The following is a 13612-nucleotide window of genomic DNA, read 5'->3' as shown; positions in this document are numbered from 1 at the left end:
GAGGATCGATGACTGACCAGCGATATGACAGCGCGGCGCAGCAGAACGGCGCCGCCGTGCCACCCGACGCCGGACAGGGGCGTACGAGCCCGCAGGAGGCCTTCCCGGACCTGCACGCCGACCAGGGCCGCGGTGAGCAGCGGCCGGCGGATATGGACCCGGGCGGGGTGCATCGGGCCGAGGCGACCTCCGAGAGCGCGGAGCCGGTGCTGGGCACGTACACGCCCGATGTCGGTCCTGGCGGGTCGGACGTGGACACCTCTCGTACGGCGACGCCCGGTCGTTATCGGACCGAGAGTCCTGGGCGTGACGCGGTCGATCGGGTGAGTGACGATGCCGAGTAGCTGATCGGTGCGTTGGCGGTACACCTAGGCTGGTCGGCGAAGAACTTCGTCTGAGAGGACCCTTCGCAAGGTGTGGCAGCCGCCGACCGATCTGGAGCAGCAGCTCCACGCCGCGAAGAGCCGCGGCGACCTCGCCTCGTACCAGCGCATCGTCGGGCTCGGCGAGGTCTACCTGAAGGTCCCCAAGAGCGACGGCGACGCCCTCGTCGACGGTACGGGCGAGGCGTACTCGCTGCCGCTGCGTAAGGAGCTGGGCCGGCAGTTCCTGGACGTGTGCACGATTGGTGAGCTCGACGAGCTGGACGACGACTGGGTGATGTTCTGCGCCCAGTGGGAGAACCTGGCCAGCAACGACAGCCACCGCGCGCGCTGGTTCGTGGTCAACCGCGGCACCCCGATCGAGGCCGCGTTCAGCCACGACATGATCCAGGACTGGCTGAGCGAACCGGGCCGACCGCCGGGCCGGTTCGTGCACGACAAGCTGATCACCACTGGGCGCGGGCCGACCCGTGGGCCGCTCGCGCATGGGCTGGCCTGCGGCGCGCACCTGGCCGTGTCCAACGGTGTGGTGTGGAACAGTACGATCAACACGTACTGCGGCGACTACACCGCGGACATGCAGCGGCTGCGCGACGACTGGGGGATCGAGAGCGCCGACGCCTGGTCCCAGCAGCTCGGCTATCTGTTCGAGGCGGACAACAGCGACCCGGCGATCCAGGTGCTGCTGTCGATGCGGCGGCATCTCGGTGGGCCGGCGGCGGCTTCGCTGCCGGTCAAGGTCTGGCGGAACGAGTTCCTCACCTGGGCTCGCGGCAAGGAGATCCCGCAGGACGCGCTGGAGGAGACCATCGACCTGATGGGGATGATCCTGGAGTACGAGGCGGCCTTCCGGGACGCCGAGATGATGACCGGTGACGAGGTGGTCGACACCGTCGCCGGCTATGACTACGGGCGGGCCGTCAACGTGATCCGCTGGGGGTTGGCCGCCCGATACTGCGACCGCGCCGCCGCTGAGCGGCTGATCACCCAGGCCGGTGAGCTGAGCCAGGCGACCTACGGCTCCTGGCATGAGTATTCGCTCGGCTACGCGCTCGGACGGGTGCTGCGCTTCGACGAGGGCGCCTTCGGTTCCTGCTACCGGGACACGCTGAACACCCACGACATCCTCGCCACCGAGTCGGCGAGCCCGTGGAAGACGACCAAATGGCAGAGCCACGCGGACGTACGCCGTGCGCCGGTCGCGTCCCAGCCGGCCGGCCGGGTCGCGATGACCGACGAACAGGCCGAGGGCTTCTTCGCGCGACGCGCGGCGGGCCTGCCGGGCCAGTGACCGCTCGGTAGCACATCTTGGGGCCCTTACCGGGTTATCCCCAGCCCCGCCCGCCATCCACAGATCTCCCTCGTCCCCGTCCCACCACCCGTCCCCGCCGGCAGGATTTCCGGCGTACGCACCGGCGGCTGGTCGCTCGGCGCGGGGAGGGTGCGACGTGGTCGGCATGGGGATCAGTAACGCGGTGGGCAGGTTCGGGGAGGAGGTCGCGGTAAGGCACCTGCGCGAGTCTGGGATGGCGGTCGAGGACCGCAACTGGCGCTGCCGGGCGGGCGAGATCGACGTGGTCGCCAGGGACGGCGATGCGTTGGTCTTCTGCGAGGTGAAGACCAGGCGCGGCACCAGGTTCGGCCGGCCGGCGGAGGCGGTGTCGCCGGAGAAGGCGAATCGGCTGCGCAAGCTCGCCGGGATGTGGCTCGCCGACTCCGGCAAGCACGCTCCGACCCTGCGTTTCGACGTGGTCGAAGTGCTGCTCTCGACCACCTTGGGCACCCAGGTCGAGCACCTGCGAGGGGTGCTGTGAGCGTCGCGAGGGCCCGTTCGGTGGCGTTGTTGGGCATCGAGGGCTATCTGGTGGAGGTCGAGGCGGACCTCAGCCAGGGCCTGCCCAAGCTGGTGATCACCGGCCTGCCGGACACCGCGCTCGGCCAGGCCCGGGACCGGCTGCGGGCGGCCGTGACGAATTCCGGCGAGGGCTGGCCGACCAGCAGGATCACCGTCAACCTGTCGCCGGCCTCGGTGCGCAAACAGGGCAGTGGCTTCGACGTGGCGATGGCGGTCGCCATCCTGCAGGCCGCCGGGGTGTTGCCCGCCGGGGCGTTGCGGGACACCGTGCTGGTCGGCGAGCTGGCGTTGGACGGCCGGATTCGTACGGTCCGGGGCGTGCTGCCGGCGGTGCTGGCGGCCAGCCGGGCCGGGATCGGCCGGGTGGTCGTGCCGGCCGGCAACGCCGCCGAGGCGCGGCTGGTCAGCGCCGACCTGCGGGTCGTCGGGGTGGACAACCTCGCGGACCTGCTGGCCATGTTGCGCGGCACGCTGGAGATCCCGGACGAGCCGGCGCCGGAGGTCGACCCGGACCAGGACAGTGGGCTGGACCTGGCCGACGTGGTCGGCCAGCCGGACGGCCGGGCCGCGGTGGAGATCGCCGCCGCCGGTGGCCATCACCTCGCGATGGTGGGGCCGCCCGGGTCTGGCAAGACGATGCTCGCCGAACGGATGCCGGGCCTGCTGCCGCCGCTGTCCGAGCACGAGTCTCTGGAGGTGACCGCGGTGCACTCGATCGCCGGGGTGCTGCCGCCCGACTGCGCGCTGATCCGCCGCCCGCCATACCAGGCCCCGCATCACACCACCACGATGCCGGCGCTGGTCGGCGGTGGCGCTGGGCTGGCTCGCCCCGGTGCGCTCTCGCTGGCCCATCGAGGCGTGCTCTTCCTCGACGAAGCTCCCGAGTTCCCGAGAGGCGTGCTCGAGTCGCTGCGGCAACCGCTGGAGCGTGGCCAGGTGCAGATCTCCCGGGCCGCCGGCATCGTGACGTATCCCAGCCGCGTGCAGCTGGTCGTCGCGGCGAATCCGTGCCCGTGCGCCAGTCCCAGAGGCGATGCTCTCTGCACCTGTCCGGCGGCTACCCGCCGGCGTTACCTGCGCAAGATCTCCGGGCCGCTGCTGGACCGGATCGACCTGCAGGTGAAGCTGTTGCCGGTCCGTCCGGGGGCATTGCTGGGGCCAACGGATCAACTGGAGAGCTCGGCGGCGGTCCGGGAACGGGTGCGGCTCGCCCGCGAGGCGGCGGCGGACCGTTGGCGGCCGTACGGCTGGGCCACCAACGCCGACGTGCCCGGTCCGTCGCTGCGGCAGAACTTCAGACTCCCGCGGTCGGTCCGGCGGACGCTCGACATGGCATTCGAGAACGGTGCCCTGTCGGCCCGCGGCTATGACCGGGTGCTGCGCATCTCCTGGACGGTCTGCGATCTCGCCGGCCGCACCATGCCGGCCGGCGACGACGTCGACCAGGCCGTCGAACTCCGGACCGGAAAGGCCGCGTGAGCCAGCCATGACCAGCACCGAAACACTCGTCCTGGACGAGGAGCGGCGAGGCCGGGCCGCGCTCACCGCGCTGGTCGAACCGGGCGACGACCGGGTGCGGCTTGCCGCCGAGCGGGTCGGCGCGGCCGACCTGGTGCGGCGGATCGCTAGCCAGCGCGAGGACAGCCAGCGGATGGATCCGTTCGATCTCGCCGACCGGCTGCTGGAGAAGGCCGCCAAGGTGGGCGCACGGTTGGCCATCCCCGGTGACGCGGAGTGGCCGGAAGCGAGTCTGTTCGGGCTGGCCCGCCTCGCCGCCCGCCGGCAGGCCCTGGTCGCCAGCGGCAGCTCGGTCTCCACGATCGAGCGCTCGGTGGCGCCACCGGTGGCGCTGTGGCTGCGCGGCCCGCTGCGGTTGGCAGACACCGTCCGCCAGTCGGTGGCGGTGGTCGGGTCCAGGGCAGCCAGCGGGTACGGCTCACATGTCACCGCCGAGCTGTCGTACGGGTTGGCGATCCGCGACTGGACGGTGGTGTCCGGCGGCGCGTACGGGATCGACGGCTCGGCCCATCGCGGCGCGCTGGCCGCCGACGGCCAGACGGTCGCGGTGCTGGCCTGCGGCGTGGACGTGCCGTATCCACCGGGTCACGCCGGCCTGTTCGATCAGATCGCCCACAGCGGTCTGCTGGTGTCCGAGTGGCCGCCTGGCACCACCCCGCGGCGACCTCGGTTCCTGGTCCGCAACCGGGTGATCGCGGCGTTGACCGCGGGGACCGTGGTGGTCGAGGCCGGCGCTCGCAGCGGTGCTCGGGCGACCGCTCGGCGAGCCACCGAGCTTGGCCGGGTGGTGATGGCGGTGCCCGGCCCGGTCAATTCCGGCACCTCGGTCGGCTGTCACCAGCTGCTTCGATCCGGCCTCGCGATCCTGGTCACTCGCGCCGAGGAGGTGCTGGAGGAAGTCGGCAGGATCGGCGCAGACCTCGCCGACCTGCCCCGGGCGCCCGATGGCTGGCGAGATCGCCTCGACGAGGTCAGCGCCGCCGTGGTGGAGGCAATGCCGGCCATGGACTGGGTCTCGGCCAGCACTCTCTGCGAGGCCATCTCGTTCCCCGCTGACCAGGTGACCACCGCCCTCGCCGGCCTGGTCGAGGCGGCCCGCCTGCACCGTGACGCCGACCGCTATCGCCTCGCCGCCGGCGCCCGCACCACCCCCACCTCTGCTCGCCCTTCGATCCGGTGACCCTCGCGAACTCGACGTTTTTGCTCGCGACACGCCGGCGGAGACAACGAAAACGTCGAGTTCGCGGAGGGCTCTAGGCTGGGGATCGGAGGTGCGCATGGTCGTACGGATCGGGGTCGAGCAGCGGCGGGCGAGGCTGGCCTCGCGGCATCGGCTGGCGGCATCGGCTCGGGTCGACAGCACCCTGGAGGCCGCCTCCAGCGTGGTCTGCCTCCACGCCAGCGACCCGGCTTCGGTCTACTTGGCCGCGATCGCCCGGCTCCGCCAGCCCGACCCAGCCGAGATCGAGCGGACGCTTTATGAGGAGCGCACCGTCGTACGAATGCTCGGCATGCGCCGGACCCTGTTCGTGGTGCCGCTGGACCTGATGCCGGCCGTCCAGGAGGCGGCCGCCAGCGCGGTCGGCGCGCAGCAGCGCAAGCTGCTCGTCAAGATGCTCGAAACCGCTGGTCACGAGGGAGATGTGAAGAGTTGGCTTGCGGAGCTGGAGGAAGCCGCGTTCGAGGCCTTGCGGACTCGCGGTCCATCGACCGCGGCCGAAATTTCCGCCGAGGTGCCGCTGCTGCGGACGCCGATCGTGATGGCCGCCGGCAAGCCGTACGAGTCGACCCAGAACATCACCGGCCGGGTCCTGATCGTGCTCGCCGCGCACGGAAGGATCGTTCGCGGCCGGCCGCGCGGCTCGTGGATGTCGCGGCTCTACCAGTGGTCAGTGGCGCAGGACTGGCTGCCCGCCGAACCTGCTCAGTCATCGGCGGAAGAGGGCGCGGCAGAGCTGGCGCGGCGCTGGTTGAGCGCCTTCGGGCCGGCGCCGCTGTCCGACCTGAAATGGTGGACGGGCTGGAGTCTTGGTCAGACGAAGAAGGCATTGTCGCAGCTCAACGTGTCCGAGGTGGATCTTGATGGCACCCCGGGAATCGCCCTCGCCGATGACCTGAAGCCGGCTCCGGCCGTCAGGCCGTGGGCGGCTTTGCTGCCCGGTTTGGACCCGACCCCGATGGGCTGGCAGGACCGCGGCTGGTTCCTCGGTGAGCACGCGGCCGCGCTGTTCGACCGCAACGGCAACATCGGCCCGACGGTCTGGTTGGACGGCCGGATCGTCGGTGGATGGGCGCAGCGAGCCTCCGGGGAGATCGTCTACCGGTTGCTGGAGGACGTGGATGCCGACGCGACCACTCGCGTCCAAGTCGAGGTGGAGCGGTTGACGACGGTCCTGGGCGATCGCCGGGTCACCCCCAGTTTCCGTACGCCGCTGGAAAAAGAGCTGTCGGCGTGAGCACCAAGGCGATGCGTGCCGAGCTGCCGGTCGCGCATCGCGAGGCGGTGGACCGCTTCGAGCGACACCTGGCCGCTGAACGCGGGCGGTCGGAGCACACCGTACGAGCGTATGTCACCGACATCGTGTCGCTGCTCGACCATGCCGTCCGGCTGGGCCTGACCAGCCCCGCCGAGCTGGAGCTGGCCGCGTTGCGCAGCTGGCTGGCCAGGCTACGCAGCGGGGGAGCGGCTTCCACCTCGCTCGGCCGACGCGCGGCGGCAGCGCGGGTTTTCACCGCCTGGGCACACCGCACCGGCCTACTGCCCACCGACGTGGGCGCGCTGCTGGCCAGCCCGCGGCCGCATCGCGACCTGCCAGCGGTGTTGCGCCGCGAGCAAGCCGCTGGCGTCGTCGAGTCGCCGGCCGCGCCTGACGAACCGGTCGGGGCCCGCGACCGCGCGATCCTGGAGCTGCTCTACGGCACCGGGATCCGCGTCGGCGAACTCTGCGGCCTCGACCTGTCCGCGGTCGACGACGGACGACGGCTCGTGCGTGTCTTCGGTAAAGGCGGGCGCGAGCGTACGGTTCCCTACGGCATTCCCGCCGAGCGCACGCTCCAGGCGTATCTGTCCATCGGTCGCCCGGCCCTGCGCGTTTCAGACAGCGGGGCGGCTCTCTTCCTCGGGGTTCGCGGCCAGCGAATCAGCCCCGGCACGGTCCGCCGGATCGTGCACGCCGCCGCTCGCAGCGTCGACGGCTCGCCCGACATCGGTCCGCACGGCCTGCGCCACTCGGCCGCCACCCACCTGCTCGAAGGCGGCGCTGACCTGCGCACAGTGCAGGAGTTGCTCGGCCACGCTTCGCTGGCCACCACGCAGATCTACACGCATGTGTCCGCCGAACGCCTCCGCGCCGCGTACCAGCAGGCCCATCCGCGCGCCTGAAGCTGCTTGCGTACGGTGTACGCAGAAGATGCCGCCCCCGAAAAATCCAGAATCTGGGGTGGGGCTGACATTTTTGGCGACGGGGGTGTCTTTGGGTGTTTGAGGTGTCGCCTGAATCGGCGGCAGCTGGGCTGTGCGGGCTGAAGAAGAGGGCTATGGCGGTGTGCTGGCGCGTGTTAGCGTCAGGGGTAGAGGGTGACTCTACCCCTTACTTAACCTGGAGAGTCGATGGTCGCGCTTGAGGTTGACACCGGTCCGCGGCGGGTCCTCGCGATGGCGGTGCCCGCGCTCGGGGTGCTCGCGGCCGAGCCGCTTTATGTGCTGGTGGACACCGCGGTCGTGGGGCATCTCGGCGCGACGCCGCTGGCCGGGCTGGCCCTGGGCGGGGTGCTGTTCACGCTGGTGTCGAGCCAGTTGACCTTCCTCTCGTACGGCACGACCGCCCGCACGGCCCGGCTGCACGGAGCCGGACGGCGTGCGGACGCGGTGGCCGAAGGCGTGCAGGCGACCTGGTTGGGGCTCGCGCTCGGCGCTGTGTTGCTGGTGATAGGTGAGCTGCTCGCGGGGCCGGTGGCCAGGCTGCTCGCCGGCGACGGACCGATCGCGGCGGCCGCCGTCTCATGGCTCCGGATCGCCCTGCTGGGGGCGCCGTTTGTGCTGGTCACCATGGCCGGCAACGGATGGATGCGAGGCGTCCAGGATGCCGTGAAGCCGCTGCGCTATGTGTTGGCCGCGAACGTGGCCTCGGCGATCCTTTGCCCGGTCCTGGTCTACGTGGTCGGCTGGGGGCTGCCTGGCTCGGCGGTCGCCAACGTCGCCTGCCAACTCGTTGGTGCGGCCCTGTTCCTGCGCGCCCTGCGGGCCGAGCACGTGCCGTTGCGGCCACAGCCGCGAACGATCCTCGCGCAGCTCAAACTGGGCCGCGACCTGGTCGTACGCTCCCTCGCCTTCCAGGTCACCGGGGTCGCCGCCACCTCGGTGGCGGCCCGTACGTCGGCCGAGGCCGCCGGCGCGCATCAGGTGGTGTTGCAGCTGTGGAGCTTCCTCGCCATGGTGCTTGACTCGCTCGCGATCGCCGCGCAGGCGCTGGTCGGTGCGGCCCTGGGCGCCGGGTCCGCCGACCAGGCGCGATCGGTCGCCCGGCGGATCACTGGCTACGGCCTGGTGCTCGGCACCGGACTCGGGGTCGTGTTCGCCGCGCTCGCCGGCATTCTCCCGCGTGCGTTCACCGCCGACCCGGGGGTGCTCGCGCAAATCCCGCTCGCGTGGTGGATTTTCGTTCTCCTGCAGCCCATCGCCGGCGTGGTCTTCGCCCTTGACGGAGTCTTCCTCGGTGCCGGCGACGCGGCCTTCCTACGGACCGCGACGATCCTTGCGGCTTTCCTCGGCTATCTCCCGATGATCGTGTTGTCGCTGATCTTGCGATGGGGACTGGTCGGCATTTGGACGGGACTCAGCCTGATGATGGTGATCCGGCTGGTCACGCTGCTCATCCGGCAACGCTCCGGCCGCTGGGCCGTGGTCGGCGCCGACCTGGCCAAGAGCTAAGCGAGATACGCGGCGGCGAATCGACTGGCCGTCTCGGTCATCAGCGCGCGTAACTCCGGTGGCTCCAACACTTCCACGTCGGCGCCGAGTTTCAGCAGGTCGCGGTGTGCGACTTCGGTCTTCTCCACAGGGATCGTGGCGGTCACCCAGCCCACCTCATCCGGGCCGATGCTCGTACGCTGCACCGCGTCGGCGACGGCGCGGCCGAGGACGCCCGGCAACCGCTCGACCGCTGCCGGCGCCAGCCTGACGACAGCGGTCGCGACATGCACGCTCTTCTCGTACCGCCGCGCCCACGCTGCCCAGAACGTGGGAAGATCGAAGTCCGGCGGCCGGTCGAAGGGCTCGTCGAGCGGCTCCAACGCGACGATCTGGGCCACCTTGTACGTGCGGAGCTGGCCAGCCGAGCGCGCCACCACATACCAAAGCCCGGCCTTCAGCACCACGCCGAGCGGCTCCAGCGTGCGGGTGGTCGGGCCGGCCCACCGCTGGTAGTCCACCCGGATCCGCCGCTGGTTCCACACCGCGTCGGCGACGGCGGCCAGGTGCGGGGTGGGGTCGGCCTCCCGGAACCAGCCCGGCACGTCCAGATGGAATCGCTGCCGGACGTGGCCAGCCCGGTCGCGCAACGCCGCCGGCAGCGCGGCCAGCAGCTTCAGCTCGGCGGCCGCGAGCATGGTGCCCAGGCCCAGCTCGGCGGCGGCCGCCGGCACCGCGGACAGGAAAAGCGACTCGGCCTCGCCACCGGTCAGTCCGGTGAGCCGGGTCCGGTAGCCGGCCACCAGCTGATAGCCGCCGCTCGGCCCGCCCTCGCCGTAGACCGGCACCCCGGACGCGGACAGCGCCTCGACATCCCGGTAGATCGTCCGGATGGACACCTCCAACTCGTCGGCGAGTTGCCGCGCGGTCAGCTGCCCGCGGTTCTGCAGGAGCAGAAGCAGGGACAGCAACCGGCTGGCGCGCATGGTCCGAAGCTATCGCGAACCACTGACAGTAGATGGCAAGGACTGCTTCCAAGATCGGTGCTCGTACGGGACAACAACGAAAGGGTGTTCTCGATGACCGCCAAGGGCGCGAAAGAAGACTTCGACTTCATCGCCGGCGAGTGGGATCTGGTCAACCGGCGGCGGACCAAGATCCTCGCCGGTGCCAGTGAGTGGGACGAGTTCGCCGGCCGGCTGAAGGGGCAGACGCTACTAAGTACTACAGGGCTACTCAAGCGGCGATAGCCGAGCCCAAGCGCCGTCTGACGGCACGGCGGAACCGCCCACGTGGCGCTGCCACGCAGGGCGGCCCCGCCGCACCGCCAGACGACGCTTGGATCTCGACTCTCATTCGCATGAGTAGCCCTGTAGTACTAGGCGGGATCGTCAACGTCGACGAGATGGACTGCTCCGCGCGCGGTTTCGCCGGCCTCACGTTCCGAGTGTTCGACCTGGCCACCTCGCAGTGGTCGATCTACTGGGTGAACAATCACCGCGGCCAGTTGGAGCCGCCGGTAGTGGGCGGATTTTCCGATGGCGTCGGCCTTTTCCACGGCGACGACACCTACCAGGACCGGTCGATCCAGGTCCGCTTCACCTGGTCCGAGATCACCGCCACCTCGGCCCACTGGGAGCAGGCGTTCTCCGCCGACCACGGCGAGACCTGGGAAACCAACTGGACGGTCGAACTCACCCGTACCAGCTGACGGCGAGGCCACGGCGATAACGGGCGGCGTGCGGCGCGGCCGGCACGTACCCTCCGGGGCATGGGAGTTTCTTTGAATGACACCGTTCGCGCGCTCGTCGACGGCAAGAACTATCCGGTCCTGTCGACGGTGAACCCGGACGGTGGCCCGCAGTCGTCCGTGATGTGGATCGGCCGGGACGGTGACGACCTGCTCTTCTGTACGGTCGCCGGGCGCCGGAAAGAGCGCAACCTGCGGCGGGACCCGCGAGTCAGCATCACCGTCTTCGACCTCGCGGATCCTTTGAACTACGCCGAAATTCGGGGCACCGCGACGATGACCACCGAAGACGCGTTGAAGCTCGACGACGAGCTGTCCTGGAAGTACGACGGCAAGCCAAAAGACCCGGATCCGGCGGGTTTCGTCCGGGTGGTGGTGCGGGTAACGCCGACGAAGGTGACGGGCTACGCCGCGTGAGGGACGACTGGCCCGTCGGCGCGATCGTCCCGATCCGCCGGCTGACGCTGGACGACCTGCCCGCCTGCCTGGCCCTGTCCGAAGACCGTGGCTGGCCGGGAATGGAACCGAAATGGCGAATCGCGTTCCGGGTAGGCACGGTTTTCGGCATTCGGGACCCGTCCGGCGAACTGGTGGCGACAACCGCGATCACGCCGTACGGCACCGAAATCGTGCTGATTGGCGAGGTGCTGACGGCCGCCCGCCATGAACGACGTGGGCTCGGGCGCCGGTTGCTGGAACACGCATTGGTCCAAGCCGGCGACGGGGTGGTCGCTCTTTACGCGACCTCGCATGGCCGGCCGCTCTATGAGAGGCTCGGATTCGTCGCCGCGTCGACGGTTTCCACTTTCATGGGGAATTTCCAGCAAACTGGCCCGACCGGATTGTCCAGGCCGGTGAACGAAAACGACGTTCCCGCAATTCTTGAGTCGGACCGGAAGAGTTTCGGCGCGGACCGGTCCGTTCTGTTGCGCTGGCTGGCGGAATCGGCGGCGCATTTTCGGATCGTCGAAGAGCGCGGCGAGCTTATTGCGTACGGCACCGCCTGGTCCAATGTGGACCATCGCATCATCGGGCCGGTGGTGGCGCGGGATGTCGTTGCCGCGCAAGGCCTGATCGCCGACCTGATCGGGGAGTGGACGGGCCGCGTACGGATCGACGTGCACGACTACCACCCGGAGGTGCCGACCTGGCTGACCGACGGCGGGCTCAAGGTCATCAACCAGTGCGCCTTCATGGTCCACAATGGACGTACGATGCCCGGTGACCAGCGTCGGATCTTCGCCCCGATGAACCAAGCGCAGGGCTAACCGAGCAGTTTTTTCGCCACCGCGAGGGAAATGTCGGTGCGCTCCTGGTCGCCGAGGGACGGCACGATGAAGGGCATGGTGCCGATCAGCAGCGAGATGACCGCGAGCCAGGCCTGGAACTGCTCGGTTGGCGGTCCGTCCGGGTCGGCCAGCAAGGACATCATCCCCAGCATCCGCGCCTGCATCTGCGTGCCGGCCGGCACGCCATCCATCGCGCCCTGGTTGACCTGCGCGAACCGCAGCAGCGGTCGCCATTGGTGGGTGAGCAGCGCGGCGAGTCGCAGCAGCACGGCCTCGCGGCCCTCGGTCGTACGCGGCTGATCCTTGGCCCAGGCAGTCAGCTCGTCCATCGAGGCGGTGAGATCCTCGATGACACTGCCGAGGATGTCCTCCTTGGCTTTGAAATGGTAGTAAAGCGCCGGCCGGGTGATTTCCAGCCGGTCCGCGACCTCGCGCAACGAGGTCTTGTCATAGCCGCGCTCGGAGAACAGCTCCAGTGCCACCTGCTGGATCCGCTGCCGGGTGTCGGTTCGCCGCCCGCTCATCGCTGTGTTGTCGACTCCTGCCCTTGACGTACGCCTCAGCATTCCTTACTTTCGTGTAAGTAAGCAATGCTGATCCTCTCCTCGGAGGCAACACTATGACGACGACACACGATGGCGTGGAAGCCATGCAGACGTTTCCGATGCGCCGGCAGTGCCCGTACGCTCCGCCACCGGAGTACGCGGGACTGCGGGCCGCCGGTCCAGTGGCCCGCGTACGGTTCCCCAGTGGCGTGACCGGCTGGGTGGTGACGCGGCACGAGGAGGCGCGACAGGTGCTGACCGATCGGCGGATCAGCACCGACAGCAGCCGGCCGGACTGGCCGCAGATTCAGCCGGGCGAGCAGGATCGGGCCGCGCCGCGCGACGGCTTCTTCATCGACATGGACCCGCCTGAGCACGACATTTATCGGCGGATGCTGATCTCCGAGTTCTCCGTACCGCGGCTGAACGCGATGCGGCCGGGCATCCAGCGGACCGTCGACGAGCTGATCGACCAGCTGCTGGCCAGCGGCCGGTCGGCTGACCTGGTGGAGGCCTTCACGCTGGCGGTACCGTCGCTGGTGATCTGCCAGCTGCTCGGTGTGCCCTATGAAGACCACGAGTATTTCCAGTCCCGTACGCGCAAACTCGTCAGCCTCGACGCCGATCCGGCCGAGGCGACCGCGGCCGTCGGCGAAATCTGGCAATACCTGGACCAGCTGGTCACCAGGGCCGAACGGCAGCCCGGCGACAACCTGATCGGCCGGCTGGTCGCCGAACGGCTCTCCAGCGGCGAACTGAGCCACGATGGGCTGGTGGGGATGTCGTTGCTGCTGCTGGTCGCCGGTCACGAGACAACGGCGAACATTCTGTCCCTCGGCGTCCTGACACTCCTCGACAAACCCGAGAGTTTGGCTTCGCTGCGGGCCAATCCAGCCGACTGGCCGGGCACCGTGGAGGAACTGCTGCGGTTCCATTCCATCGTCGACTGGGCCGCCTTCGACCGGATGGCGATCGAGGACCTCGAGCTCGGTGGCCAGCTGATCCGAGCCGGCGACCCCATTTTCGTCCTCGGTGGATCCGTGAACCGTGACGACCGCCTGTTCCCGAACCCAGACGACTTCGACATCACCCGCCCCGGCCGCCGACACCTCGCCTTCGGCTACGGCGTACACCAGTGCCTCGGCCAAAATCTCGCCCGAGCCGAGATGGACATCGCTCTGCGTACGCTGTTTGACAGGGTTCCGGGACTGGCGCTCGGGGTTCCGGTGGAGGAACTGTCGTTCAAATACGATGCGGCTATTTTCGGTCTTCATCGGTTGCCTGTCGTGTGGTGATTGGTCGAGCTTTTGGTTTGAGCGAGGGATCGTACGGGACGAGTGCTTGCCCTGGGAGGAGTCAGGGG

15 protein-coding genes are annotated in these 13612 nt (G+C 69.5%); 13 read left to right on the top strand and 2 right to left on the bottom strand.

Going from position 1 to position 13612, the window contains the following annotated elements:
• The first annotated feature begins 8 nt into the window (after positions 1-8).
• From ABD301_RS16950 to ABD301_RS16915, 8 genes are all read left to right on the top strand, one after another.
• Positions 9-344, top strand: a complete 336-nt coding sequence (locus ABD301_RS16950; RefSeq protein ID WP_344311244.1) for a hypothetical protein — start codon at positions 9-11, stop codon at positions 342-344.
• A 70-nt stretch (positions 345-414) separates the two neighbouring features.
• Complete coding sequence (locus tag ABD301_RS16945; protein ID WP_344311243.1) at positions 415-1674, top strand: DUF1266 domain-containing protein; 1260 nt, start codon at positions 415-417, stop codon at positions 1672-1674.
• Positions 1675-1840: 166 nt separating this feature from the next.
• On the top strand, positions 1841-2197 hold the full coding sequence (locus ABD301_RS16940; RefSeq protein WP_163571769.1) for a YraN family protein: 357 nt from the start codon (positions 1841-1843) through the stop codon (positions 2195-2197).
• Entirely contained in the window at positions 2194-3717 is a 1524-nt protein-coding gene (locus tag ABD301_RS16935) for a YifB family Mg chelatase-like AAA ATPase (protein WP_344311242.1), read from the top strand. Before ABD301_RS16940 ends, ABD301_RS16935 begins: the two co-directional genes overlap by 4 nt.
• Before the next feature lie 7 nt (positions 3718-3724).
• Positions 3725-4936: a DNA-processing protein DprA gene (gene dprA / locus ABD301_RS16930; protein ID WP_344311241.1), complete on the top strand. Its 1212-nt coding sequence runs from the start codon at positions 3725-3727 to the stop codon at positions 4934-4936.
• Between the two features lie 97 nt (positions 4937-5033).
• Positions 5034-6212: a winged helix DNA-binding domain-containing protein gene (locus ABD301_RS16925; RefSeq protein ID WP_344311327.1), complete on the top strand. Its 1179-nt coding sequence runs from the start codon at positions 5034-5036 to the stop codon at positions 6210-6212.
• An 11-nt stretch (positions 6213-6223) separates the two neighbouring features.
• Positions 6224-7138, top strand: coding sequence for a tyrosine recombinase XerC (locus ABD301_RS16920; protein WP_163571808.1), 915 nt, complete (start codon positions 6224-6226; stop codon positions 7136-7138).
• Between the two features lie 228 nt (positions 7139-7366).
• A complete protein-coding gene (locus ABD301_RS16915) occupies positions 7367-8686 on the top strand; it encodes an MATE family efflux transporter (RefSeq protein ID WP_344311240.1) in 1320 nt (439 codons plus the stop codon).
• Here the strand turns inward: ABD301_RS16915 and ABD301_RS16910 are convergent.
• Positions 8683-9651, bottom strand: a complete 969-nt coding sequence (locus ABD301_RS16910) for a helix-turn-helix transcriptional regulator (RefSeq protein ID WP_344311239.1) — start codon at positions 9649-9651, stop codon at positions 8683-8685. The genes ABD301_RS16915 and ABD301_RS16910 overlap by 4 nt on opposite strands.
• 93 nt (positions 9652-9744) lie before the next feature.
• On the opposite strand from ABD301_RS16910, the gene ABD301_RS16905 reads away from it, so the two are divergent.
• The 4 genes from ABD301_RS16905 to ABD301_RS16890 all read left to right on the top strand — a co-directional run bounded on the left by ABD301_RS16905 (position 9745) and on the right by ABD301_RS16890 (position 11683).
• Positions 9745-9915 (top strand): hypothetical protein, encoded by a 171-nt coding sequence (locus ABD301_RS16905; RefSeq protein ID WP_163571765.1) that lies wholly within the window; start codon positions 9745-9747, stop codon positions 9913-9915.
• 110 nt (positions 9916-10025) lie between these two features.
• A complete protein-coding gene (locus ABD301_RS16900; protein WP_344311238.1) occupies positions 10026-10376 on the top strand; it encodes a hypothetical protein in 351 nt (116 codons plus the stop codon).
• Between the two features lie 60 nt (positions 10377-10436).
• Positions 10437-10832: a TIGR03618 family F420-dependent PPOX class oxidoreductase gene (locus ABD301_RS16895; RefSeq protein WP_163571763.1), complete on the top strand. Its 396-nt coding sequence runs from the start codon at positions 10437-10439 to the stop codon at positions 10830-10832.
• Positions 10829-11683, top strand: a complete 855-nt coding sequence (locus tag ABD301_RS16890) for a GNAT family N-acetyltransferase (protein ID WP_163571762.1) — start codon at positions 10829-10831, stop codon at positions 11681-11683. Before ABD301_RS16895 ends, ABD301_RS16890 begins: the two co-directional genes overlap by 4 nt.
• Here the strand turns inward: ABD301_RS16890 and ABD301_RS16885 are convergent.
• Positions 11680-12228, bottom strand: a complete 549-nt coding sequence (locus ABD301_RS16885) for a TetR/AcrR family transcriptional regulator (RefSeq protein WP_344311237.1) — start codon at positions 12226-12228, stop codon at positions 11680-11682. The genes ABD301_RS16890 and ABD301_RS16885 overlap by 4 nt on opposite strands.
• 95 nt (positions 12229-12323) lie before the next feature.
• Here ABD301_RS16885 and ABD301_RS16880 point away from each other — a divergent pair, with 95 nt between their 5' ends.
• Complete coding sequence (locus ABD301_RS16880) at positions 12324-13544, top strand: cytochrome P450 (RefSeq protein ID WP_279582067.1); 1221 nt, start codon at positions 12324-12326, stop codon at positions 13542-13544.
• Positions 13545-13612: the final 68 nt, after the last annotated feature.

The organism is Fodinicola feengrottensis (assembly GCF_039530045.1).
GTDB classification, from domain to species: domain Bacteria; phylum Actinomycetota; class Actinomycetes; order Mycobacteriales; family HKI-0501; genus Fodinicola; species Fodinicola feengrottensis.
Note: the sequence above shows the minus strand (reverse complement) of the source record. Positions and strands in the feature narration are given on the sequence as shown.